Below are 26,025 nucleotides of genomic sequence, written 5' to 3' on the forward strand. Positions count from 1 at the left end.
TCAGAAGAACTCCTCGAGTTGGCAATTCACAGCGAATTCGGCGACGGAGGCCTCGTTCGGCAGAGCAAGCAGCATGGCGACGATACGGGCGAGATCCTCCGGCTGCGTCAGACGGTCGGCGGGCCGGTCGGTCAGTGCCGCGGCCATGTCGGTGGCGACAAAGCCGGGGCAGACGGCTGTGGCGCGCACACCCTGTTCAAAGCCTGTCTGGCGGATGGCATGGGCAAGGGCCACGGCGGCGAACTTCGACAGCGAATAGCTGCCGGCACCGGCCGACTTCACCCTCTTGCCGGAGAGCGAGGCGAGGATGATGACCCTGCCACGACCCGTGGCGCAGAGCGCGGCCCAGGCGGCCTTCGCCAGCCGGCGCGGCGCCTTGACGTTGACCGCCATCATCGCATCGATATCCTCGTCATCGGCCTCGATCACCGTCTTCGGGATCATGATGCCGGCATTGGCGACCAGCGCATCGATGCGGCCGAAACGGGAAAGCACCGCGTCCACCCAACGCTGCTCCCCGGTGACATCAGCGGCATCATAGGCCATCAGATGCACGCGCTCCTCGCGGCCGGACGCCCAGTCGGGCTGAACGGGCTGGCGCATGCCGAGCGACACGGACCATCCCTGATCCAGAAGTTCCAGCGCCACATGCCGGCCAATGCCGCGGCCTGCTCCGGAAATCAGTGCTACGGATCCTTGGGGAGCCTTGATCATGGCAACCCCACAATCCGCCGATAGGCACGTCTCAAGATATCCATGACCAGCCTCTGTTCGTCTTCGGGAATGAATGAGAAGAAATCGCGCGACTGTTTCGGCACGATCTCTCGGATCTTCACCGCAAGTGCCGCCCCCGCCTCCGTGATGTAGAGTTCCTGGGCACGGCTATCGTCGGGCGAAACCTCGCGCCGGATGAGGCCGTGGTCCTCCATCTGGTCGATCAGCCGGCCCATCGCGGAGCGGTCGCGCAGGATCAGGTGGGCGATCACCGAAGGGCGGATGCCCGGATAGTCATCGACCAGAAGCAGGGTGGTGATCTTTCCCGTGCCCTTGGCGACATCCAGCCCCTCCAGCCGCTCGTCCAGATCGCGCGAGACGGCAAGGTTGATGGTGCGGATGTAAAAGCTCAGCGTATCCTCGAGAACATCGATGTTGATATCCTCGGGCACGATGGGCGGTCTGGCAGGCGGCTTGCGCATGAAGGTTCGGTTCCTATGGACAAAAAGAGGCTCCATTCGCCGACGCCCTGTGCGGGCGCCGCCGTCTGGTCTTCCATCCATGCCGTATTGCAGTTTCGTGACGCTATGAAAGGGTAATTGGTGGATAATAGCAACTATTTTTCGCGCCAGAATCCGATATTTTTTCGCAATTTCAATTACTTAAGAGGAAAAACAGGGAGAGCGCCGGCATCGCGGGATGCCAGCGAAACAGGGCGGGATATCCTGAGGAGAGCCATCTCGCGGGCATGATGCCCCGGTTCGGCTGTGCTCCTGATCAGACGGCTGTAACTGCCGGTTCCCAGTCTGCACCGGGAATGGCGGCCACAAGCTTGCGGGTATAGTCGTGCTGCGGGTGTCGGAAGATGCGGGTCGGCGGCCCCTCCTCCACCACGATGCCCTTGTGCATGACCAGCACCTCATCGCAGATCTGGCTCGCGACCCTCAAATCATGCGTGATGAAAATCATCGCGATCTTCATCTCCCGCTGGACCCGGGCCAGAAGTTCGAGGATCTGCGCCTGGATCGACACGTCGAGGGCCGAGACCGCCTCATCCGCGACCAGCACGACCGGATCGAACATCAGCGCCCGGGCAATGCCGATCCGCTGACGCTGGCCGCCGGAAAACTCGTGCGGGAAGCGGTCATAGGCCTGCTCGTCGAGACCGACCAGCGCCAGAAGCCGGAGCGCCTTGGACCGCGCCTCCTGCGCTGAAACGCCATGCGCGATCGGCCCGACGGTCAGGATCCGGCCGATCGTGTGACGGGGATTGAGCGAGGCGAATGGATCCTGAAAGATCATCTGGATATAGGGACGGATCTTGCGGAAGCTTTCCTCCGCCATGCCGGCAATGTCGCGCCCGTCGAAGCGGATCTGGCCAGCATCCGGTTCCAGAAGCTTCAGCAGTACCTTCCCCAGCGAGGACTTGCCGGATCCGCTTTCGCCGACGACACCCAGCGTCTGGCCCTTGCGCAGCCGGAAACTGACCCCGTTGACCGCCTTGACCGTCCGCGCCGCGGCAAACAGCGAACGGCTGCCGCGATATTCCTTCTCCAGGTTTTCCACCTCCAGCACCACCGGGGGTTCATCGCTGACAGCGTCCGCGCTGGCACGCATACGCGGCACAGCCGCCACCAGCCGGCGCGTATAGGGATGAGCGGGATGCACGAGAACCTGATCGGCCCTGCCCTGCTCCACCAGATGTCCCTTTTCCATGACCACCACACGGTCGGCGATCTCGGCAACCACGCCGAAATCGTGGGTAATGAACATCACGCTCATGCCCTTGCGCTTCTGGATACGGCGAATGAGATCGAGGATCTGCGCCTGGGTGGTGACATCGAGCGCCGTCGTCGGTTCGTCAGCGATCAACACATCCGGATCGAGCGCCAGCGCCATGGCGATCATCACGCGCTGGCGCTGGCCGCCGGACAGTCGGAAGGGATATTGCAGCCGCATCAGGGAAGGATCCGGCAGGCCCACCTCTTCCAGCAAGTCCAGAACCTTCGCCCTTCGGCTTTCCGCAGTTCCCACCCCATGCGCGGCCAGAACCTCGGCAATCTGGTCGCCAACAGTCATCAGCGGATTGAGCGCCGAGAGCGGATCCTGAAAGATGATCGAGACGGCGCGACCGCGCAGTGGCCGGATCTCCTCTTCCCGGGCGGCCAGAATGTTGATGCCTTTGAAATGGATCTCGCCGGCGCTGACTTTGATCGCCGGCGACAGGAGGCCCATGATGGTGTTGGCGGTCACGGATTTTCCGGATCCGGATTCACCGATGATGCAGAGAATTTCTCCTGCATGGAGATCGAAGGATATGTCCTTGACCGCGTGGGCCCGCTCCATTCCCGGCGGAAGGTCCACCGTGAGATGACGAACGGACAACACCACGTCGGCCGACGTGGAGGTTTGCGACATCAGTTCCCCTTGTTTTTTGTTCACCATGTTCGCACTGGCCGGCACCTATCGCGCCGACAGAGATAGTGGATGATGTCCACTATCTTGTCCAGTGATCATGTGTTGCAGGCAGGCGACGGTGGGATTGGGACAGAGATCTACCCATCGCGACCTTTACCCGGGGGAGCAGAGTTTACCCTGTTGTCGGTCATCGATGCTCTTTCCATCAGGCATGAGCTCAACAACCAACCCGGCCGGACACAGACGGATGGCCATGCGTCAGCCACACCACGCGCCGTCACATGATTGCCAGGCGGCCCGGATACGGCACGTCGTGCGTCATCTCACCGTTTGCGGCAGATCCGGAAAACCGCTATAGCGCCCGGTTAATAGTACAGAAATTTCAATCCTGGGCTTATTGGCAGGCGCGGTCACGTGGTCGGCGTCTTTACACAGCCAGGCTTCGTTGATGATTGGAGTGCATGTGTTTTTGCCAGGCTCGGATGACAATGCTGCCATCGCGCGCGTCCAGGAGTTCTTCAAGAACAATCCGGTCCGGGAAAGTTGGCCCTGGCGCCATTGGAATGCCCAGCCTCTGGTATCACGCACAATAAATCGGCGGATTTCCGGGTTTGTCGACAGGTCGTTTCACGACGTCTTGAAGGACATGCTGCCTGAACTCGGGCTGTCGTTACCGGTCGGGCGGGCCGTATCTCTCGGATGCGGTCGAGGTCGCCAGGATCGCAGTCTTTTCCGCCATGGAATCGTCAATGCTCTTGTCGGTTACGACATTTCACCAGATTCTGTCGAGGCTGCCCAAAGATTGGCAATTTCAGCGGGCATTGATGCGTTTGACTACCGGGTTGGCGATCTCAACGCGCTGGAGTTGCCGGAGTCGAGCTTCGATCTGATCGTTGCCGAGATGTCGCTGCATCATACGACCGAGCTTGAGCGGCTGTTTGATGTTGTGGCGCGCGCCTTGAAGCCGAATGGTCTGCTGATCGCTGACGAATATGTCGGCCCAACCCGCTTTCGGTGGACCGAGACGCAGATGCGGACAACGAACGGTTTTCTGTCCATGTTGTCAGAAACGATGCGCACAACACCGGACGGGATCATCAAACCCCTGATAGAGCATCAGCCTCCGTCTTTCTTTGACGCAGTGGACCCTTCTGAATCCATACGATCGGGTGAGGTGATCACCTGCATGGAACAGCGCTTCGACATCATCTGGCAAAGGCCCTATGGCGGAACGCTCCTGCATCCCATGTTGCACGACATTGCCTGTAATTTTCGAGAGGGGGATCTGTTTGCCGAGGCCTTTCTCAATGCCGTCATTTCCATGGAGGATGTCATGATGGCGACCGGCGAACTGGCATCCGACTTCGCGACACTCGTGGCGAGGCCGAAATGATGGCGTCACTGTATCGTCGCGGCTTGCAGCTTCTTCGGCGTCTACGGGCGCGCCAGCGAGAACGGGAGCGGCAGGTGATCGAGTTGGGCGCATCGGGATTGTTCGATGCACGCTGGTACCGGCAGTCTTATCCGGACGTGCCGCAGGGAGGCGAAATCCTGCATTATCTGGACACCGGATGGCGCATCGGTTTCAATCCATCGCCGCGCTTCGATTGCGCAGCCTATCTCATGGCGAACGTGGATGTCGCCCGCGCCGGCATGAACCCTGTCATCCATTACATCCGATACGGACGGGAGGAAGGCAGAGCCCTGCCTGGTCTTCCGGATGCCGGAAGCGCTTCAGGCAGAGGTCCGAAGGCAGATGCGAGCATTTCGGAGCATCAGGTCCACTCCCCCGAAATCCTGCAAGATGCCGTCGTGCTGCGGCAGTCGGGCCTGTTTGACGAGACATGGTACCGAAGCACGTATGGCGTGCCGACCGGGGACGACGCGCTCCTTCATTACCTGTCGACGGGATGGCGTCTCGGGCACAATCCCTCGCCACGTTTCGATCAGAACTTCTATCTTGAGACATACCGGGATGTTGCGGATGCAGGCGATAACCCGGTCCTCCACTACATCCGCCATGGCCGGATCGAGAACCGCATGCCCGCGGCACCGGCGGCCTCTGTCGATGCCGCCTCGATTGCAGGGGACCTGGACGCTGTTCGCGCCAGCGGGCTTTTCGATCCCGACTGGTACACCGAACGCTACGGCGACAGCATTGTCGGCGATCCGCTTGTTTTCTATATCGCAAGCGGATGGACGAAGGGTCACCAGCCCGGCCCGTCCTTCAACGGCAGCTTCTACCTCGAAACCTATCCCGATGTTGCTGAGGCAGGGTTCAATCCGCTGGTTCACTATGTCAGCCATGGGATGTCCGAAGGCAGACTTGCCCTGCCGGATCCGTTTGCACCACATGCCCTGCAATCGGTGCTCGCACGTTTTCAGCTTGATCCTGCAGCAGCCGAAGAGACCATCAGGGCAAACCTTGAGCACCATCAATGGCCCCGCTTTGCACGTGGCGCCAAAATGGATGTTTTCGTCCACTCGCGCGGCAACATCTTCATGCGCGAGATTGCGGAGCTTGTGACGGCTGGCGCGATCGAGGCCGGATTTGCGGCGCGCCTTTGCCATGAGGACGAGTTCTTTCGCGCCAAGGCGGAGTCGACGCATTCTGCGGACGCGGTCGCGATCATCGTCGCACCGCACGAATTTTTTGTCATCGAGTTTCAGGGGCGGAAAGTGCCCATGCACTGGGCCGCCGGGGCGGTGCTTCTCAATGTCGAGCAATTGCACACAGGGTGGTTCAAGGCGGGATTGCCGGCCATTCGCACGGCTGCGGCGGTCCTCGATATCAGTCTGCAATCCGCCGCGGTTCTGGCCCACCTGAAACTGCCATCCGCCTACCTGCCGCTCGGATACGTGAAGGATTTCGCACGTCTGGCGGTTCAGGAAACCCTGCCGGATGTGACGGCATTGAGGTCCCTCGAAAGGGCAATCAAGCAGACGCCCCCGGTTCTCGATGCGCCGCTGTCCACGCGCCCCATCGACGTGTTTTTCATTGGCTATCTTTCGCAACGCCGAAGCGGCATCTTCGAGCGCTTTGCCACCAGACTGTCCAAATGGCGCTGCCACTTCGTGTTGACGGACGGGGACCGCCCGCTGGTCAGCGGCGACAATGCCATTCTGGAAAGCGAGGCGACCATTGGCCTTGTTCAGCGCAGCAAGATCGTCCTCAATCTGCATCAGTCCGACGAGCCCTTTTTCGAGTGGCACAGGATCGTGCTGCAAGGAATCTGGCAGCGCGCGCTTGTCGTTTCCGAGCCGCTTGCGCTTCAAAGCAAATTTCTGTCGGGAACGCATTTTCTCGAAGCACCACTCGATGAACTGGCAGATCTCATCGACTGGCTGCTTGAAACCGAGGCTGGAATGCAGACGGCAGAGAAGATCCGAATGCGCGCCTTCGATCATTTGACGCAACAGGTAAGTCTCGGCAGAGAGTTGCAGACTTTGTTCCTTGACGATTGCCACGGCACGACAAAGGCGTGAGAACACGGATGCAGACAGGTTTGCCGGCTTCTCCGAAAATCCCGTATGACGTGCTGTTCGAACACGACACGCATACGTTACCGGATGCCACCATCATCGTTCCCGTCTGGAATGGCGCCCGCTTCCTCAGTGAGTGCTTTGACTGTGTCGTGTCGCAGAAGGCAGTCTGCCTCGAGCTTATCATCATCGATGACGCTTCGACGGATGCAAGCGGCGCGATTGCGAGCCACATGGCAGCAAGGCATCGCGATATGTTTGCGCGCGTAATGGTGATCAGGCATCGGGCCAAATCCGGCCCGCCGGCAGCGAGAGACAATGGCATGCGCCTTGCCAGGACAGACGCAGCACTCCTGCTCGATGTGGACAACGTCATTTATCCGCACTGTGTTCGCCGCTGCCTCGACGCGCTCGATGCCTCTTCCGCCGCCTTCGTCTATCCGACGCTGCGCATCATGGGGACCGTGAACGGAGTCAATGGCTACCAGCAGTTCGACCGCAACCGCCTGGCGAAAGGAAACTACATCGACACCCTTTCCATGGTTCGCCGTTCCGTCTGGGAACAGGTGGGGGGCTTTCCGGATATCGAGGGCCTTGAGGATTATGCGTTCTGGCTGCGGTTGATCGACCACGGCTTTGAAGGTGCACACATCCCGGAAATCCTCGGCGCCTATCGCATGCACGACGCCGGGCAGACGGCCCTCGTCATGCCGAAGATCGCGGCCCTTCACCGCCAATTGCAAGAAGCATTTCCCTGGATCGAACTCGGTGCAGAGGATCGCGTCGAACCCGCAACGGCATCGCCAGACGAGACGCGCTATCCCGACAGATACCTCGATCTCATGATCCGGACGCTCACCAACTCGATCTATGGCGATGCGTCCATGCACCCTGACCTGCCACGGGTCTATGATGCGGCGAAACGCGAGACCGGAGCGGATTGGCCGACGACAGCCCATACCATGGCGGGCGCCATGCGGCTTCGCAACCTCGCTTCCCTGGTGGAGCGCACGATCGATGAAAAGGTCCCAGGCGACTATATCGAGACGGGTGTCTGGCGCGGCGGATGTTGTATCCTGATGCGCGCCGTCCTCGAAGCCAGATCAGACCAGACGCGCCGTGTCTATGTTGCCGACTCCTTTGCCGGCCTTCCTGCGCCAAAGCCGGACCTTTATGGTCAGGACACCGGCGACCTGCACTACATGTTTTCCGAACTGGCCGTCTCGCGTAAAGAGGTCGAAGAGAATTTCCGGAAATATGGCCTGCTCGATGACCAGGTCGTTTTTGTCGAAGGCTACTTCGACGAAACACTCCCCAACCTGCAGGCGGGTCCTTTCGCCTTGCTGCGGCTCGACGGGGATATGTACGAATCCACGATTGTCGCCCTGGAAGCCTTGTATCCGAAACTCTCGCCCGGTGGTTTTGTCATCATCGACGACTTCGGTGCGGTCGAAGGATGTCGCCTGGCGGTCGAAGAGTATCGGCGTGCAAACAACATCACAGAAACCATGCACGCGATAGACTGGACAGCGATCTGGTGGCAGAAACCACCCGCCGATATCGCATCAGCACGCTCGGAGGACGATGCCGTGCGGCCGGGTTCAGAGATCCGGGACGAACACCTGCGGCTTGTTCGGCAGTTCGACCAGCGCTGTGCGGAATTGGGCATGGTGGCCGATCCCCTGTATTTCTGGTACCATACGGTGGATCTGGGGGATGGGCTCGTGACCCCCGGTTCCTTCGACTACCGCAGTTCTCTTCCGTCGTTCGGGTTCCCTGACGATATGTCGGGCAAGACTGTGCTTGATGTCGGTTCGGCGACAGGCTTCTTCGCCTTCGAATTCGAAAAGCGTGGCGCATCCGTCGTTTCGGTCGAACTGCCCAGCCTCTCGCACTGGGATCATTTTCCGGGAGAGCCGGTTGCCGGGATCCTTGCCAAGATCAGGGATCGTCTGCCCTTTCATAGCGTCCGACCGCACGAGGAGATTGCCGAAGCATTCTCTGCCCTCAGCGATCGTGACCTTCACCGCATCCTGCTCGATGGCCCATTCGCGTTTTGCAAGAAGAAGCTCAACTCCAAGGTGGAGCGCGTCTACAGCACCATCTACGACCTTGATCACGCCCTGCAGGGACGCAAATTCGATCTGGTCATGCTGGGCGATATCCTGGTCCATACCATCAATCCGCTGGAAGCACTGGCAACAGCGGCAGGCATTTGCAGTGGTACGCTCTTCATCGCCGACGATATCATCGGTGAACCTGATGATGCGCCGTCTTTGACTTACATCGGCGGTGCCGAAGCAAATTCCGATATCGCCGAATGGTGGCGCCCGAACCTGTCATGGTACATCAACATGCTGAAGCGTTTGGGTTTCACGCATGTTGAAATAAGCGCGCCCTTTTCCGGAATCGTACGCCCGGGCGGCGAGCTTTTACCGAAGCGCGTTGTTCGCGCTCACCGCGGCCATTGACCTATTCCGCTGGTTTATTCAGCCGCGGGTTTGCGCGGACGGTTTATGGTTGCGGCATCGTCGTTCCCGTCGCGAATGTCGCTCCTGCCTATGCGGATTTCGATCACGGCTGCGACATCACCATGGAACGACATTTTGGTGACCTTACAGCGCGTGTAGATGCGCTTGCCGGACGCTCGCTGGACCGGTCGCGGTAGGCCGCGGCCAAAAAATGCGACGCAGAGGAACGTGCATGCGCGCGCGCCATCTCGACCCCACGCGATCATCCCCGATGAGGACCGCGCAAACACGTGATAATTTCGCCACAAATTAGGTCATTTGCGGAGAATGTATGATACGGCCGTGAAGGTGATATTGTATCAGCACATCTGAATGCTAGGTTCCGCTGACATTGCAGAATTTTATCGGGGAATCAGATGCGTAAGATCGGCACGGCCTTATTTTGCCTGATATTGGTGGCTTGCGCACGCCCCTCGGATGGCCCCTCCGCATCGAGCTTCTATGATGCAAAAGACCCCGCAACGGGCAGGGACATTCCGGTTGTACGCTTGTCCCAGGCCAGCCTCTCGTCAGCGCCCCCCGGTCAGGTCACGTACAATCCAGCCGATCCCGGTCTATCGATTTTCCGTTCGAGCGGAGCCAATGACACACGCCTTAGACAGGGCGATGTGATTGAAGTCACCATCATCGACACGGGCGAGGAGGGCCTTTTCTCGTCCGCCAACAGCAGGACACTGCCGCTGGGACGCTTCACCGTCGATGCCACGGGCAATGTGGTGCTTCCCTTCGTGGGCAAGCAGAGGGTTCTGAATTCGTCGCCGGAAGCGTTGCAGAGCCGCATCGTCAGCGGTCTGAAAGGCTCCGCCGTCAATCCCCAGGCCGTTGTGAACGTCGTGGATCGCCCCGGCTACGCTGTTACCGTGGGTGGCAGCGTTCATAACCCCGGCCGCGTTCCGCTCTCGGCGCGCAAGGAGCGGGTATCCGATGCGATTGCCATGGCAGGCGGTGCGCTTTCGGCACCGGCAAGCACCATCGTCACGCTCATGCGCGGGTCGCGAAAGGCGAGCGCACCTTTGTCGCGCGTGCTGGCCGAGGCTCCGCAGAACGTGAACCTCCTGCCGGACGACCAGATCTTTGTTCAGGACAGCGCTCCGAGCTTCACGGTCATGGGCGCCTTCAAAAGCACCGGGGAGTTCAAGTTCGAGCCCGGACAACTGACCTTGGCGCAGGCTATCGGACGCGCCGGCGGTCTGCTCGACGACAGGGCGGACGCGAGCCAGGTCTATCTTCTGCGCAATCAGGTCACCTATGCACCGGTGGCTTCCAGCAACGGGAAACTCTTGCCGGCAACGACGACCGTCACCAACAAGCCCGTCATCTATCGCGCGGACATGAAGGACATCGCCACTCTGGCCTTGATGCAACAGTTCCAGATGGCCAACGGCGACATCCTCTATGCCGGCAACTCGGGACTGGTCGATTTCGCAAAGCTTTTCAACGTTTACCAGAAAAGCCCGAACCTGCCTGCGGCATCTCCGCCGGTAGCACCCAGTCGCTGATCAGAGAGGCGACAGTCCATAGCGTTCCAGGCAGGCTTGGGCATGCTCCGGTCGATCATCGGGACGGGCCATGGTCAAGTGAGCGGCAAGCCTGCGCAGACCATCGTCTACCGGTTCGCCTTGCGTATGCTTATCCAGCATCCACTGCAAGACTCGCCCCAGCGAGTAGAGATCCGATCGTTGGTCCGGGCCGACGCCGGAGGTCTGCTCCGGCGCCTGGAAGGCATCTGTTCCGGCCCGCGCCAGATCATCAAGCGGAAGCCTCTCGCCCTGCCGGCGACACAGGCCGAAATCGCAGAGTTTCCAGATGGACGGATCCTCTGCGGCGACAAGGATATTGCCCGGGCTGATATCCGCGTGCACGCGATCGACGCGGCTGAGGTGATCAAGAGCCAGCAGAACGCCACGCACAACCTCCGGGATCATGCGGGCAGACAGGAGCCCCTGCCTCACCCGCGCCGAAAGTGACAAACCACCCTTCTCCATGAGGATCGCGGGCCGGCCATCCTGAAGCCGCAGAAGCATGTGCGTACGGATGATGTGGGGATGGCAAAGCGTCAGGCCGATCTCGGCCTCCCTGAGCAGAAAATCCCGCATGATCGGGTCAGAATGACATTCCGGCTTTGCACATTTCAGGGCATGGATCGTGCCGGTGTCGCGATGCCGGACCGCGTGGACCTCTGTCGCGGCATTCTCCGCAATCAGGTGGTCGATGACGAAGGTGTTGGCGATGAACTCGACCTCCTGCCCGTCGATCACCATACCCGCTCCACGATCCAGTGCATCACGGATCCGATCGCGCATCAGGGATCGAAATTCGTCAACGGTCCCCTCCCCTGTCGGCCGAAGCACGTCCCAAAGCGCGCGAAAGCGCGCGGCGATCTCCTTTTCCCTGCAATGATCGGCGTCAGCAGGGTTCGACATGCACGATCAGGCTCGACAGATTGTCCGGACACCCAGCGACCAGGGCGTTCTCGATCAGGCTTCGCGGCACTTCCGACAGGGTCTCCGTCTCCATGATTCCAGCGATGAACCGCTCCGGCAGGACACGGCTGAGGGGCGCGCTGCACAGCAGAAAGCAATCCTTCTCCCGCAGGTCCTCCATCGCGGTTTCGCAGTGGAATGTGGGGTGTAACCCGACCGCGCGCGACAGACTTCTCTTCATTCCGATCTGGATGTGATCGCGGGTAAGACAGCGCAGCATTCCGTCCCGCAGAAGATAACAGCGGCTGTCGCCGGACCACAGGACGGCAAAGGAATGCTGATCGACGACAAGAGCAACCAGACTTGCCGCATCGGCCGAGGTTTCGGACGATGGCGCCTTGCGGGAACGAAGCAGCGAATTCGCCTGCCCAAACTTGCCCTTGACCTCCTGGAGCCGGGCTTCGACCGGTCCGTTCAGCACGGTCTGACCGGCAAGATGAAGCGCAAGCCTCGCAGCCTCCGCCGCGCCAGCCGTGTCTCCGAGACCATCGGCCACCGCGAACAAGCCGGCTGTGTCCGAGGTAAGCAGAGCATCGCAATTGCGCCGCTGACGCGTGCCGGGATGGGTATGGAACGCATGTCGCCACTGCACCAGCGGCCGCTCCTTCTTCGTCTCCAAGGGGGCGCTCGTCGAGTCGTGGTGCACTTTCGGCTCCAGGCGCCGTGCCACGGCGCCTTGCGCAGGCATATGGTGCGGAGGAACCAGCCGAAGAACGTCTTCAGCCTGGGGCGGACCGGAGCGGCGAAAGCCCTCCGCTGTGCCGGACGCCGTCGCCACGCTCCACCAGAGTGTTTCTCTGGTTCGACCCCGAGACGCGTTCAGGGCTTCCTCCGGCGGATCGAAGGGACGCAGACGCCTCAACTTTTGCAGGGCGGCGGTAAAGTCCTCAAGCTGAAAATCGCGGCGCAGGGAACTCTCGCCGATGGCCTCGACTGCGGTAAACCAGCTTTCATCCTTGTAAAGCTGGAAGGGATGATCCGTCGCCGCATGGATCTGGCTGATGATGACGAGGGGAAAGGCACGCCCCACGCGATCCGTGCTCGGCAGGAAAACACCGGCCAGTGCGGGGTCGCTCCAAAGCCCCTCCTCCACGATGAATCGCCATGGCGGGGTCGCCTTGAAGGCACCGGACCACGCGTCACCCAGTCTGTCGCGAAGCAGTTGAAGCCCTTGCTGAAGCCAGTCCTGAAGCAGGCGCTGCAACTCGACCGGAACCCCCCACCCGACGAAATCGCCATGCGTTGGCAACTTGCCGAAAAATCCAATCCGGTCCGCCTCGCGCGTGGGAATGGTTCGGGTTGAGCGGTCCTGCATGGCCATCAGAAACGCCCCGGGCATGAAAACGTATCGAGTGCCGGCATGCGGAAGGGGTTCAGGACGGAACCGAACTGGACGTCGAACTGCGCCGTCTGCTCTCCCTTCTGGAAGACGGCCCGGAACAGGTTCGGCTGGCTCCCCTGGCTCAGTTTCGCCCGGTCGAACAGGCGGAAGGCGGACCAGTCACCCGTTACCGTCAGCGCTTCTTGCCAGCCACCCGGCTGAAACGCCAGACGGGAACTGTTGGCGGCCTGCCCCCCGGGCCAGGTGATCGATTTCGACAGGATCGGTCCATGGAAGTAGACCACCTTCTCTCCCGCCACATCCAGCATGACGGCATTGGCCGCATCGCTGAGTGAAACAGGGGTGACATTGATGGTGATCGACGGTTGCTTGCTGCCGTTCGGGAAGAAGGCGCGGGTAATCTGGTCGGCCTTATCGAATGCGGCAATCGCTTCGCTGGGAATGCTCGCTGACCCGAAGGTCCCCTTCCAGCCCCAGGGAGATGCACTCGTGTCCACGAAGGGCTCGAGATTTTGCTTGAAGAAGGTCTTCAGCAAGCCGTCGGGTGCGAAGAGACGGATGAAGTCGCTCATGGCAACATCGGAGACTGCGTTTCGATCGAATGGGTAGCGGTTGGCAATGGCGCTGGAACAATAGTTTGCCGCTTCGCTCGCCCACATGTCTGCAATGCGGGCGCGGGCGGACCGCACGGCAAGCGAACCGATATCTGCCGCCACTCCGGCCATCCACGCATCCAGCGGCGCAGGCATTTGCCGCGCCTGTTGCAGAAGATCCTGATTGGCTGCCGTCAGCTGGCCATCGACATCGAAAACCTTGGCAAGTGTCTCTGTCGAAGTGGAGGCCCGGGATAACTGCTCACGCAGTTTCTGTATCGTTGAAACCAGTTGTCTGAGAGGCGGAAGCTGCTTCTGATCGGAAGGTCCCGTCGCCTCGCCTGTCGCCTTGTTCGTATCAGGAGCGCCGAGCAGATCGCGAAGCCCGGCATAGGGATCGGGTAGAGAAGAGATAGCGACAACGTTCGCGCCATTTCCAGGGTCGCTCTCGCCGATCGAGCCGGTGACCAGAGCATCGGGCGAACGGAGATCGGTCGCAGCAGCGATCGATCGGACGAGAGCCTCGATCGGACTCGGCTCGGAGGAAAGCAGCCGGGTGACTTCGGCTGCATCCGCCAATGTTTGCGGCGTCTTGACCCGGAGATCACCGAGCAGCGTTCGCCACTGAAGCTCGAAATCCGAGACATAAAGCTGAAAAACGGCCTGGGCGATTTGGTCAACCGACGTATCCGGCGGATTGGAGCTTCCCCGCACCCACTCCTCACCAATGGCATCACGGGCTGCCTCATCCAGCCGAGGACCAACGACCGACTGGAAGCCACGTGCCGTCAGAAGCCCGGGCAGACCCTGTCGCAGATTGGCACCGGATCCTCTTTCGAAGGCCTGTTCACCCAGAGGTCCAAGAGCAGCAGCCGGCGTCCAGACGGGCAAACGCCGTGCATCTTCGACGTTCCTCAGGATCTCGTAGGCGCGAGAGGCAATGCTGATGTCGCGTATCTTCCCGCGCGCCTCCGCGATGAGACGATTATCCAGTTCGATGGGCGGAATAACGCCCTGAACGAGCGCATGCGCGTGCCGCGAGAGGGCGGCGCGCGCCGCCGCCCTTGCATCTCCAGGCAACAGGGCGCGGAACATGTCCTGCATCTGCAGGGTGGCGAAGTCGCCGTCCATGGTGCCGACACCCCCCAGCATCCCATACAGCTTCAGGGCGTTGAAGACCTTCTGCGGATCTTTCTCGTTTAGCATATCTCGCTGCAACTGAACCATCAGACGGGGCAACAGAAGCGCGTTCAAGGCTCTCTGATAGGCATCGAGGTGACGTTTCTCGACCTTTTCCTGTTGATCCAGGCCGAAACTCATCGGCCAGGTCCGGCTCTGTTCGAAGCTGTCGGGAATAGCCGCAAGGCTGTCGAGCGGCGGCAATATCCGCAGGAAATCGGTATCCTTCACGTTCTCCACCGGGATACCCTTGGCCAATTGCTCATAGGTATCGATATGCCGATCCGCATCGGCAAGAGCCACGCTGTTTTGCCAGTAGGTCGCGATCCAGCTTGCCAGCACGACGAGAACGAAGGCGGTCGCCATCGCATAGATCGAACGCCGGATGATGAGCTGCCGGCGGCTCAGACGCCTGTCGCGTGCCACGAGGGCTGCTTCCTCAAAGATCACGTCGTGGAAGAGACGCTTCAGGAAGTAGCTCCGGCGTGGCCGCACCGGTGCCAGATCGACAGATTCCGGACTGTTCTGCGTGCCGGAAGCCAGATAGATGCCACGGATCAAAGGCGGCTCCATCAGCTTCGAGGTGGCCGCAAGTTCGGTCATGACGTCGTCCAGTCTCTCGCGCAGCAAGGCGAGCTGTGCCGGAAAACGGAAGATACGGCCGCGGATTTCCGCGTTCGGCTCCTGTTGCAGCCGCTCCAGAAGGAGCGCGCTGACACGCTCCTGCAACAGCGCAAATTCGGCACCGAACGCCTTTGCCAACTCGCTCGCCTTGTCGCTCGTATCCAGAGCGAAGGTCATGCCCCAGACCTGTTCGCGGTCCGACTTGCCGAAGCCATCGAAGAACTCGACAAAGCCCGTCAGAAGGTCGGCCTTGGTCAGGACGATGTAGACGGGAACCCGGACCTGCAACTGTTCGTCCAGCTCCGCGAGACGCTGGCGAATGATACGGATTTCCTCCTTCTGGGCCTGCGGATCGCGTTCCAGCAGATCTCCGACCGATAGCGTGACAAGGGCACCATTGATGGGTTGAGACCGCCGATACCGGCGCAAGAGGCCGAGAAAGCCCTCCCATCCGGCCTTGGCCGTGCCGTTCAGATCATCCTGCGTCGTATAGCGCCCGGCCGTATCGATCAGGATGGCCTCGTCCGTAAACCACCAGTTACAGTTCCGCGTGCCACCAATCCCCTGGACCGAGTTGCTGCCCAGGGCATCGCCGAGCGGGAAATTCAGGCCGGACTGGGTGAGCGCCGTCGTCTTGCCGGACCCGGGTGCGCCGAAAATCACATACCAGGGCAGTTCGTAGATGTAGCCGAAACGCTTGCGGGTGACGCGGCGCAGCAGCGTCAGAGCCTCCTTCAGCCGCTGATAAATTTCGCCTACCTCGGCGCGCTGGCTGGCCTCTGCCTCCGCTGCAGCGCTTTGCTCGATGCCATCGACAAGAGCGGCATCACGCCGGCGGCTTCGGATGATGGTGACGGCAATATAGACAACCCAGGCGAGGACCAGCGCGGCAATCACAACAAGCCGGGCATTGACGCTGACGAGCGGCTTCCATTGCCCGAACGCCAGCAGCGAACCGTAGAACCAGATGATGACGCACAGCGCCACAAGCCAGATGACCGAGATAAAACGTCGGCCGATCAATCCGGCATAGGAATCGACATAGGATCGGATCGTATAGAAAATGCTCAACGGGTTCATTGCGCATCACCCGGTCTTTGCTGAGAGGCAGGTTCGGTCTGGGTTCTGACGGCAGGAGCCGTGAGGCCAGCCTCGTTCAGGCGCTGCTGCGGGTTGGTCAGAACCAGGATCTCGGTTCTTCGGTTTACTTCCCTGCCTTCAGCCGTGGTATTCGGCGCAATCGGATCGCTGTCTGCACGCCCTTCGGTCAGGATGGCCTCCGGTCCGGTATAGGCGGCAAGGATTTCGCCGACAGCCTTCGCCCGTGCCTCCGACAGGTGCCAGTTGGACGGGAACTGCACCGTGCGGATGGGGGTGTTGTCGGTGTAGCCGACGACGACCGCACGAAACTGTTCGGCAGAAAGTGCGCCGCCGATGCGCTCGAGCAGACCCCGGAAGTTATCGCTCACCTCAGCGCTGCCAACTTCGAACAAGCCGGAGTTGTTGATCCGAATCCGCAGGCGGCCGTTGACATCGGCAAGCGTCACGAGATTCTTCTCGACCTCCGGCTGAAGGAACGCCCGGAAGTTCTCCAGTGGTGTTGGTTTTGGCGGCGCCTCGACCTTCGGCGCAATGGGCGCAACAGCCACCTGCGGAGCGGGTTCGGCAGGCTTTTCGGGGACAGGCCGTGGTGCCGGGGGCGTCGTCATCGCAACGCTGACTGCACCCGTCGGCGGCAGGGATGCCAGCCGGCCAAGGGTTCCGTCCGAGACGGAATTGAGGGAGAACGTGAAGAAGAGGTAGCCCAGGCCGAACAGCAGCGCGAGGATGGAAAGGAGCGTCCACAGCGCGGTGACCGTCTTCAGTGGCCTGTGACGAGCCGAGACGCCTTTCCAGTGGGGTGAAAGCTCGCGCTCAAAGATCCCATACTGGCCAAGCAATGTCTTGTAGAGACTGTCGCGGACGCGACCCAACTCCAGATTGCCGCGTGGAGAAACCCGCATCCGGCCTTCGAATGCGAGCGAAAGGCAGAGGTAAATGAGAAGAAGGATATCCCTGGATGCACCGGGCGACTGATGGAAATGATCCAGCAGGTCGAATACCCGCTCCCCGCCCGTCACATCCATATGGAATGTGGATACGAGACCGGACCGTGCCCAGCCCGCCGCCACCCCCCAAGGCTTGCTGAGGACCACATCATCCAGCGTGGCACAGACAATGTAATGCGCAGCCCGGGCTCGGTCCGGCGCAATGCGCGCGCCGGCCAGATCGCGTTCATAGCGATTGACAGCATCGATGGCCACACGCCGAAGCTCTGCGATATCAGGCTGTTCGTTCGTATGACGGATGGTGTGCGACAGGTTCAGCAGCGGGGCGGCAGACCGAACGAGCGTCGGCACCTCCTCGCCGCCCAGCGTGAAATCCGCCACCAGTCGCTCCGTGGACCAGCCGCCGGCCTCGGACGGTTGCACGGGTCTCGTGTCGCCGGCTGCGGGAGCGCCGATGATATCGTCAAGGAAATCAGCCATCCTGGCTGAAGACTGGCGCCTGTTGACGCCCTTTTCGTTCAGCTCCACGATGGTCGGAAGATTTTGCCAGGATGAACCGCTGTCGTTGCTCATTCTCTCAAGGCCCACAATTCCATTTCAAGCCCCTGGAAATCGCCGGACAGGTGAAGGGCGATGGCACCGGAGGTCTCGAGCTGTCTCCACAGGGGGTTGCGTGTATCGAGTTCGAAATAGATCGTACCGGACCGGTATGGCAGCTGGCGCGGCAGAACCGGCAGGGGGCGCACGGGAATGCCGGGCAGCGCCACGTTGACAAGTTCGGCGATGCGCTCCACCGGCCCGACCTTGATCTGCGCGGGAAGCTTGCGCCGGATCTCTTCGGCCGGCATGTCGGCACGGATGGCCAGCACGAAACCGGCATCTTTGAGCAGGCTGCGGTCGTGGATGGTGCCGACACGTACGCCATGACGACGCTCCGCAAGCTCAATGGCAACGGCGGATTGTTCAAGAACCGCTGACAGGGACGTGCGCAGATCATCGAAGACTGCCGCGAAGGTCGCCTTCAGGTCGTCATGGCGATAAGGCGGAAAATCCGTGGCTCGCTTTCGCGATGTCGTGAAGGTCGCCAGTTCACCGGCCAGCTGGATGCAGAGTTCATAAAAGCTCAAGGGATGAATGCGCGTTGCATTATGGGCGACATGCTGCAGCAGCGGATCAGCCCGGTTAAGGATCTGCAGGAGAAAGTAGTCGCCAACCTCGGCCGTGCCGCGAATGGTCGGATCCCCGATCCGGTCGGCAATCGCCTCGGCGCGATGACGCACGATCCCCAGCAGTTCCTTGACCAGTTCACCGAGCCTCGGCTCTGCCGCACAGGTCAGGCTTGGCGCCAGATAGTCGGGATCGAGAATGACGGCCCTGTCGGAGCGCACTTCGATGACGCGCGCAAGCCCGATCAGGTCGAACCCCGCCAGATCGTCGCCGGTCTTCAGATAGCGAAGGTTAAGGCGGCTGACCTCGATCGGGGCCGAGAAGTCGGTCTCGACATTGGCATCGGGCGCCTCATAAGGGGATGCAACATGGCGCACCTGATGCAGCGCAGCGCCGGCACTGAGCGCCATGTCTGAACGACCTGGCTGGCGGGTCGGCAGCGCCAGATAGATCACGGCATTCCTGACAGATTCATCCAGTTCCAAAGCCGGCGGAAGGTCGCAATCGATCGGAGCTTCAAACGCGGTTCCATCCGGAAGAATGCCCCGCAGATTGCTGAGGGCAAACCGCCCGATGGCCAAGGCACTCCGGTCGATCTCCATGGCGGCAACGCCCCAGGGATAGGCCGCAAGTGTGCGCATGGTCGTGCTGACCAGGCGTTCCGTCCAGCGATCTGCCTGTTGGAAATGCTGGACCCGGAGAAACATGCCTTCGCTCCAGGCCACACGGTTCTCATATCGCATCGGGCCGCTTTCCTTCCCTGGAGGCACTTTCCACGCCTGCCGATTCCTTTGGTTCATCTGTCGAATAGGTTTTCCGCAGCAGGTCGGCAGCAGAGAGGGCGCATGCGGCAGTGTCGAATTGCCGACTGTAGAAGCGCCAGTAGATCGCCTCTCGGGACCAGCTGAATCCACGCCCGGCTTCTGCATCGGCGCGCGCCGCGATCAGCCGCGGATCGAAGAGACGGCCGCATTCGCTGAACATTGTCTCGATTGCCTCGTTCACTCGAAGCTGCATGGAAAGGAGAGCCCGAAGCCTTGAGGAGAGCCGCCCCTGCCCCGGGGACGCGCCGGGCGCATTCGCATCCGGCACAGCCCCTGAGATCTGCAAGGTGGCAAGCGTCTGCTCCAGCGCCTGTTCCAGCGGTTTCAACAGCAGCTCAACCTCGTGGGAGCGAGAAGCGTCAGCACCTGGCAAGGGCTCGAAATCCGGCTCCATTGCCTGGACGATCCGGACATCATCGCGCCTGCCGCCGACCTCCGATGCGCGGCTTACACCGATGGAAACACGGGTCGCGGCGCTATGCTCGAGCACATGACCGAGCGGCATGTCCGGCTCCGTCTCTTCCCACCAGTTCTCTGGCAGCACCTTTGCGTGCCTGTCGGGTTCCGGCGGACCATCCCAGCCGATCTCGACATTCCGAGACGAGGCGGCAGCCGACTTCGGGGACTGGATGAAGGCGAAGGGATCATCCCGCTCCGGTGCCACCAACACACCGCTCGCCATCTGACCTGCCGGAACGATATCCGACAGAATGGAAGAGATCGTCGGCGTCTCCGGGCTCAGCGAAAGGCTGTCGTCCGGATCCTCCTGCGGGGCCACGCGCTCCCCAAGGATCGATACGCGGAACGACAGGTTGCCAATGCCAAGCATGCTGCCGTCACGCAGCGGCGCGCTCGCCCCATCCTGCAGCCATAAGCCATCGAGCTGGGAGCCGTTGGAACTGCGATCCACCAGCACGAAGCTGTCACCGCGACGTTCGATCACGCAGTGGACCTTCGACACGCAACGATCCTCGTCAGGCAATTGCCAGTCGCAATCCGGTGAGCGCCCGACGGTGCGCCGTCCACGCTCCAGCTGCCACCGGTGTACAGGCACGGCGGAGGTCGGGTTCTGCAGAACGAGTTCAAGGCGCATGCTGCACCTCCATGGCCATATTCTCCACCGCCATGGCCTGCACCACGGCGTCACCGCTATCGCGCGCGGCCGGAGCGATCCTGGCCCAGGCGTTCCAGCCGAGACGCGGTGGATCCCCGGAGCGGCCCAATTGCGTTTCCGGGACATCCTCCTTCCGGAGCACCACCTGGACGTCGAAATCGAGCGAGGGGCCGACATAGAGCCGCGTCAGCGCCACGATCTCGCCCATGGCGCGGGCATCGGGGGAAAGTCTGAGATAATCGCCATAGTGAAGCGGCCCGATGACAACCCGAAAGCCACCGGACTGGTCGCGAAAACGGGAGCCAGCCGAGGCATTGGTCCCGAGTTGCAGGCCCTGTGGCTGGCCGATCCGGCTTCGTTCCGCAGGCGGAATTGTCAGCCAGCGCGGCCGAAACTGCTCGATCTGCACCGGTGCGCCGGTCAGTTCCTCCAGCATGGCCGCCAGACCTGATGCATGGCGGGTCCGATCCGCGAAGAAGCCCGAAAATCGCAGCGGCAAATCGCGGCTGATGCCGGCGCGCTCAACCGTTCGGCGCGTGCCAAAGCCTCCGAGTGACAAAAGCGCGCGCAAGAAGCCAGCCTTCGCCTCCTTGCCTTGCCAGCGCAGAGCGCGCGCCAGCCGATATTTCTCGCAGGCATCGGCAAACAGCTCGCTGATGCGTCCGTTGAAAACATCGAGAAATGCAGAAAATGCGCGTGAACGCTGCCGCTCCTCGCGCAGAATCAGCTGATTATAGGAGGGAGGCAACGCGCCCACCGGCCCGCTGAGGCTCGCAAACAGCGAACGAATCCGGCTGCGTCTTTCGCTCCGCTCGAATCCGCTGACCGCAAGCGGCGCCGGATCCACGCCCACAGGCGCAACCACATCCAGGCCGTCCGGACTGACCGCCTGGGCAACCCGAAGCGCCGTAACGGGTTCGAAACTGCCGGGATCCCGCACCAGCCGTTCGGCAAGCACATCAGGAAACTGATCAACCGATCCTGCGTCCATCGGCACCTCACACCAGAGGCCGCGCGGCCGCGCGTGCCGGCCAGCGGGCCACCGGCTCGCTGATGCCTTTCAAGAGCACCGTCAGACGCGTGAAGCTGTTGATCGACGTGTAGAGCCCAAAGAACCGATCGAGAATGCTGCCGAAAAGATATGCAGCGGCCGGATCGATCGCATTGGGATCGAACGTCAGCGTGATGTCGGTCCCCGGCGCCATGCCGCCATGCGGCATGCGAGCCAGAGAGGGCTCGGCACTGATGCCGATGATCGCCTCCGCGAACAGACGGGTCTCCGGACTGTCCCGAAAGCTGTAGAGCGAAAGGATGTCCTTCAGCGCTCCACCATTGCCATCCGTCAGCGAAAGATGATTGAGCAGAAGGTGGGAGATCAGCCTCCAGTTTCTCGCCTCCTGATCATTCATCCGCACGGAAGGCGTGGGTGGCATCAGGGCCTGCAACCGGTGAACCGCTTCATGGCCAGAGGCGAGTTGCAGATGCGGATGGCCGCCGCCGAACGGCAATTGCTCCGGCAGGTTCCTGTTGATGCACAGCGCATCGACACTGGCAACCGTATCGACCGGACTGAAATGACGCCGGTTACGATCGACAAAGGCGATATCGGTGTCGCTCGTGCCATCTTCATCGCAGAAGCGGCGGGTGATCTGCCAGTAGGTGCTGGCACTGTCGCTGCGATAGGTCCGGCCGAAGAATGGCTGGCTGGTTTCCTTGACGCCTTTTGTCGAGGTCAGCATTACCTGCTCGACGGCAAAGATCTCGCGCGTCTGCTGACGCCGTGAGTCCGCGAGAAGACGATATTCGGTCCGCGTGCCATCGATCGTGACCGGCTCGCAGGCCTGGCGAAAGAGATTGACCACCGGCACCGCATGCAAGGCGAAATCACGCACCGAGATGGCCCGTTCAAGCTTGGGACTGGTCTGATCGAGATAGATGAAGATCTCGAGTTCATTCTGTTGCCAGTCCTCGAGGCCCGAGAGTTCGATGAACAGGAACTTCTGCGGCAAAGCGAAAAACTCCGTCAGCAGACGGTACCCCTCGAAGCTCGGCGCGGGATAGGGAAGCAGCGCTTCCTCCGCATCGAAACCGGTGGGGCGAAGATGGCTTGCCGTGAGGATCCGGGGCTGCAGATCGCCGGAATGCCGGGCAACAGCGATGCCAACCGTATGATTGCAGAGCAATTCGTGGATCTGGACGGCCTGAGGCCATGGGGATGCGATATGCAGGCGAAGACCGGACAGCCCGATGCCGCCGAGCGATTGCCGTGGATCGCGACTGCGCAGCGACAGTCGCAGGCAGCCGGTCACACCGGTGAACGGCACCGCTGGCGCCTCAATCGGCTGGCCGGCCAGACGTGCTGCGGCAAGCTCGACCGGCGCGATCCGGACGTCCTGGCTGGTTCGGAACCGACAAGTTTCCCCTGCCACCGGTTCTGCCAGAATCTCTGTATGACGCGCAACGATCTGTTGCGCGGCGACAGTCCGGGCCGGCTCGAACTGGACGATGAACATCGATGGGATTGGCGACAGGTAATGCGGGTAAAGCGTCTCCAGCAGGCTATCCGTCAGTTCCGGAAACTCGTCGTCCAGCTTCTGGCGCACGCGCGCGGCCGAATAGGCAAAGCTCTGGATCAGACGTTCCACATGGGGATCGTCGACCACCTCCCCCGTCATGCGCAGCCGCCCGGCGATTTTCGGAAAGCTTTCCGCAAAGCGGCTTGCACGCTGACGCAATGCAGACAGTTCTTCATTGTAGCGTGCGAGAAATCCCTCAGCCATCGGCGCCCTCCACATGGAAGCGTTGCGAGGACGGATCAATGACGGACTCGAAGCTGATCGGCGGCATCCCCTCATGCAGGCGGAAGGTTGCCTCAATGCGCATGCGAAGAGCGCGGGCCGTCATGCTTCGGTTTTTCAGGATCGTCACACGGACATTCGAAAGCCTTGTCTCGAAGCGGCTGATGCTGCGTTCGATCGAACGCGCGAGCGCGAACTTGGATTCATCCGTCATCAGATTGGCCGCCACCACGCCGTCAACGCCGAAGGTCCGCAAGGAGTTCTGCAGTTCCGGAAAGCCCTTTCCGGGGGATTGAACGCAGCGGCGCGTGTTCAGCAGAAGCTCCAGATCCCGTCGGATGGCCTCGCGCAGTTCGCGCACCTGTGTGGCATCACTCACCGGCGGATCAGCGGGACTGAACGGCGCGTCGTCCAGCAGCCGGTCAAGAACCGAGCGTACCAATTGTCGGCTGCCGGCCCGGTAGATGTCCAGCGGATCAGCCATGGACGCTTCTCCGCGCCACCGCGCTCGCTTCCGCCGACACTCCCGTCAACCGGTGGATCTCGCCAAGGGCGCGCAACTCGTTCCCGGCGAGGAAGCACCGCTGCCCCCGCCCGACGGTCAGCCCCGTGGGCAATTCCAGCCATTCCGTTGCATGACCGAGACGCAATTGGTCGACCTCGCCGTGCGGCTGATGATAGATCGCCGGAATCAGGACAGGGGCAACGGCACCATCGATCAGCGTGAGATGTGCCCGGCGGAATGCCATGTCGCGGAGACGTGCGACGGGCTCGACCTCAAGGGCCGCGATCCTCGAAAAATCAATCCACAGATAGGCGCCACCAGACATGATGACTTCAAGCGCATGGGGGATGCGATCATCGAGATCGCGTATGTCGTCTATCTCGTTTCCGTTGCAGGACATGGCCTGTTCACCGCGCAGCGCTTCCAGTTCCGCCAGCGCTTCATGCACCTCGTCACGGCGCCCCTCGCGATGCGCGATGGCCAGTTTGATGGCCTGCCGGTCGAGCGCGGTCGGACCTTCGGGGAAGTCGGGCATGGCTCCCGTCGTGAACCACGCATCCCGCGCCGCCATCGCGCGCAACTGATGTCTGAGCAGGGCAAAGCCCATGACCGCATCCGGCTGGAAGGTCGCGGCAATCCCGCATTGACCGTCGGCCCGTTCATACTCGCCGGCGAGAATCAGGAGATCGATGTAGAGATGGCGCGCCTGCGCGTCGGAGGGTTTTTCGCGCAGAGCCGCCTTCACGTCTTCAAGCGCCTCCTCCAGTCTGGCCTCGGCTACACATGCCGAAATCTGCTCGAACAGGCTCATGCCGATATCCTTTCACGCGGTTCTGGTCTGGTCGGGACACCCCGATCCGGGTTCGCTTCGGCGATCAGGTGGAAACTGGTGGAAATGTCATCCAGCTGGAAATGCGGCTGAAGGCGGACCGTACAGGCGAAGCTGCCTGGTTTGCCTGCGACTTCCGAGACAGAGACCCCCGCCGAGCGCAGCGGATAGCGAATGCGCAGGGAAACATCGGCATCCTCGTTGCCGAGCGTATAGCCGGTCAGCCAGTCATTGAGACGCCGCTCCAGCGTTCCGGCATCCGCAAGCTTGCCGATCTCATCGCGCATGATCACCTTGAGGTAATGGCTGAAGCGGGAGGCACAGAAAACATACTGGAGCATGCCCGCCAGCCGCGCATTCTGCCGCGCCTGATCGCTGGAATAATGCGGTGGAGCATGCAGCGAAGGGTTAGAATTGAAGATCGCATTGGCGGTGAGGTAGGTCGTTCCAATGGGGATGATGCCCAGTTCCCCAAGCTGCTGCTCCTGGGCGCTCGACAGCCGGACTTCAACCGGGGGCTGGCGAGACAAGCCTTCGCTTTCCAGCCCGAGATCCAGAGGGGGCAGTTCGTCGGCAGACAGGAAACCGCCATCGGTCGCATCCTGTGTCACACCGCGAATATCGGCAAACCAGCCGGACTCGATGAAATTCCGGATCAGAACGGCCCCGAAGGCAAAGGATCCATTCCCCCACAGCAGATCGCGCGCATCCTCGCCGATCCGTTCGCGAAACGGAAAGGGATCGGCTCGACGTCGATCATGCGACTTGAGCGGCTGTCGCATCAACACACGAGGTGCCACAAGCCCCAGGAAGCGCGCATCGTCGCCAGCGCGCAGCGTATTCCAGCGCAGCCGCCGCGGATCGGTCGAAAGCCAGCTGAAATCCGTGATACGACCCAGTTCCGAAAAGGCGTCGAGACCGACCGTTTTCGGCGTGGCACCGGCCACGATGGGGCAGAAGGCGGCTGCCGCCATGGTGGCGAGATGTGTGAGCGCGCCGACAGGATCCGCGTGGGCAGGCTCGGCCGGCGAGAAATAGAAATCGGCAACCAGCAAGCCGAAGGGCTCACCGCCCGGCATGCCGAATTCCCGGCTGTACACCAGTTCGAACAGATGGCTCTGGTCGAAATCGGCGGCGCGATCCAGCGATCGGGCAAGCTCCGCCCACCCAACGCTTAAAAGCTTTACCTTCACATCGCTGCCGCGGGATGCCTGACGTACCAGCATTGCAAGTCCGCGCCAACGGGCTTCCATGGCCTGAAACTGCTCATGATGGATGATGGCATTGAGCTGATCATTCAGCGCCTCATCGATCAGGCATATCACTCGATCGGCGAGCCGGCGGGCATCGCACCTGACGTCCAGCATCTTGGG

The 26,025-nt window shown here is 61.3% G+C and carries 18 protein-coding genes; 4 read left to right on the forward strand and 14 right to left on the reverse strand.

The annotated features are described in order from the left end of the window. The 3 genes from F3H95_RS12235 to F3H95_RS12245 form a co-directional block, all read right to left on the reverse strand. Nucleotides 1–714, reverse strand: coding sequence for an SDR family NAD(P)-dependent oxidoreductase (locus F3H95_RS12235; protein WP_149746174.1), 714 nt, complete (start codon nucleotides 712–714; stop codon nucleotides 1–3). Next, the gene (locus F3H95_RS12240; RefSeq protein ID WP_149746175.1) at nucleotides 711–1,196 is read right to left on the reverse strand and encodes a MarR family winged helix-turn-helix transcriptional regulator; all 486 of its coding nucleotides are present in this window, start codon (nucleotides 1,194–1,196) and stop codon (nucleotides 711–713) included. Before F3H95_RS12240 ends, F3H95_RS12235 begins: the two co-directional genes overlap by 4 nt. A 295-nt stretch (nucleotides 1,197–1,491) precedes the next feature. Continuing rightward, a complete protein-coding gene (locus F3H95_RS12245) occupies nucleotides 1,492–3,132 on the reverse strand; it encodes an ABC transporter ATP-binding protein (RefSeq protein WP_149746176.1) in 1,641 nt (546 codons plus the stop codon). Nucleotides 3,133–3,580: 448 nt separating this feature from the next. Between F3H95_RS12245 and F3H95_RS12250 the strand changes: the two genes are divergently transcribed. The 4 genes from F3H95_RS12250 (at nucleotide 3,581) to F3H95_RS12265 (ending at nucleotide 10,645) form a co-directional block, all read left to right on the forward strand. Beyond that, nucleotides 3,581–4,525, forward strand: coding sequence for a class I SAM-dependent methyltransferase (locus F3H95_RS12250; protein ID WP_149746177.1), 945 nt, complete (start codon nucleotides 3,581–3,583; stop codon nucleotides 4,523–4,525). Further along, on the forward strand, nucleotides 4,522–6,618 hold the full coding sequence (locus tag F3H95_RS12255) for a hypothetical protein (protein WP_149746178.1): 2,097 nt from the start codon (nucleotides 4,522–4,524) through the stop codon (nucleotides 6,616–6,618). Before F3H95_RS12250 ends, F3H95_RS12255 begins: the two co-directional genes overlap by 4 nt. Before the next feature lie 8 nt (nucleotides 6,619–6,626). Next, nucleotides 6,627–9,086, forward strand: a complete 2,460-nt coding sequence (locus F3H95_RS12260; protein ID WP_149746179.1) for a TylF/MycF/NovP-related O-methyltransferase — start codon at nucleotides 6,627–6,629, stop codon at nucleotides 9,084–9,086. 416 nt (nucleotides 9,087–9,502) lie between these two features. Next, entirely contained in the window at nucleotides 9,503–10,645 is a 1,143-nt protein-coding gene (locus tag F3H95_RS12265) for a polysaccharide biosynthesis/export family protein (protein WP_149746180.1), read from the forward strand. On the opposite strand, the gene F3H95_RS12270 is transcribed toward F3H95_RS12265, so the two are convergent. The 11 genes from F3H95_RS12270 to tssC form a co-directional block, all read right to left on the reverse strand. Beyond that, nucleotides 10,646–11,449, reverse strand: coding sequence for a protein kinase (locus tag F3H95_RS12270; RefSeq protein WP_188134373.1), 804 nt, complete (start codon nucleotides 11,447–11,449; stop codon nucleotides 10,646–10,648). It lies immediately after the preceding gene. 103 nt (nucleotides 11,450–11,552) lie between these two features. After that, nucleotides 11,553–12,950 (reverse strand): type VI secretion system-associated protein TagF, encoded by a 1,398-nt coding sequence (gene tagF, locus F3H95_RS12275; RefSeq protein ID WP_188134374.1) that lies wholly within the window; start codon nucleotides 12,948–12,950, stop codon nucleotides 11,553–11,555. After that, a complete protein-coding gene (gene tssM / locus F3H95_RS12280) occupies nucleotides 12,950–16,447 on the reverse strand; it encodes a type VI secretion system membrane subunit TssM (protein WP_149746183.1) in 3,498 nt (1,165 codons plus the stop codon). The genes tagF and tssM overlap by 1 nt, the downstream gene beginning before the upstream one ends. Beyond that, complete coding sequence (tssL, locus tag F3H95_RS12285) at nucleotides 16,444–17,988, reverse strand: type VI secretion system protein TssL, long form (protein WP_149746184.1); 1,545 nt, start codon at nucleotides 17,986–17,988, stop codon at nucleotides 16,444–16,446. Before tssL ends, tssM begins: the two co-directional genes overlap by 4 nt. Continuing rightward, the gene (gene tssK / locus F3H95_RS12290; protein WP_149746185.1) at nucleotides 17,985–19,325 is read right to left on the reverse strand and encodes a type VI secretion system baseplate subunit TssK; all 1,341 of its coding nucleotides are present in this window, start codon (nucleotides 19,323–19,325) and stop codon (nucleotides 17,985–17,987) included. The genes tssL and tssK overlap by 4 nt, the downstream gene beginning before the upstream one ends. Continuing rightward, nucleotides 19,315–20,499 (reverse strand): FHA domain-containing protein, encoded by a 1,185-nt coding sequence (locus F3H95_RS12295; RefSeq protein ID WP_149746186.1) that lies wholly within the window; start codon nucleotides 20,497–20,499, stop codon nucleotides 19,315–19,317. Before F3H95_RS12295 ends, tssK begins: the two co-directional genes overlap by 11 nt. After that, nucleotides 20,489–21,511, reverse strand: coding sequence for a type VI secretion system baseplate subunit TssG (gene tssG / locus F3H95_RS12300; protein WP_149746187.1), 1,023 nt, complete (start codon nucleotides 21,509–21,511; stop codon nucleotides 20,489–20,491). Before tssG ends, F3H95_RS12295 begins: the two co-directional genes overlap by 11 nt. 7 nt (nucleotides 21,512–21,518) lie before the next feature. Beyond that, a complete protein-coding gene (gene tssF, locus F3H95_RS12305; RefSeq protein WP_149746188.1) occupies nucleotides 21,519–23,300 on the reverse strand; it encodes a type VI secretion system baseplate subunit TssF in 1,782 nt (593 codons plus the stop codon). Continuing rightward, a complete protein-coding gene (tssE, locus tag F3H95_RS12310; protein WP_142881265.1) occupies nucleotides 23,293–23,802 on the reverse strand; it encodes a type VI secretion system baseplate subunit TssE in 510 nt (169 codons plus the stop codon). The genes tssF and tssE overlap by 8 nt, the downstream gene beginning before the upstream one ends. Beyond that, nucleotides 23,795–24,634, reverse strand: coding sequence for a type VI secretion system accessory protein TagJ (locus F3H95_RS12315; protein WP_149746189.1), 840 nt, complete (start codon nucleotides 24,632–24,634; stop codon nucleotides 23,795–23,797). Before F3H95_RS12315 ends, tssE begins: the two co-directional genes overlap by 8 nt. After that, on the reverse strand, nucleotides 24,631–26,019 hold the full coding sequence (gene tssC / locus F3H95_RS12320) for a type VI secretion system contractile sheath large subunit (protein WP_149746190.1): 1,389 nt from the start codon (nucleotides 26,017–26,019) through the stop codon (nucleotides 24,631–24,633). The genes F3H95_RS12315 and tssC overlap by 4 nt, the downstream gene beginning before the upstream one ends. Nucleotides 26,020–26,025: the final 6 nt, after the last annotated feature.

Source organism: Rhizobium sp. RU35A (genome assembly GCF_900156005.1).
Lineage (GTDB): Bacteria > Pseudomonadota > Alphaproteobacteria > Rhizobiales > Rhizobiaceae > Neorhizobium > Neorhizobium straminoryzae.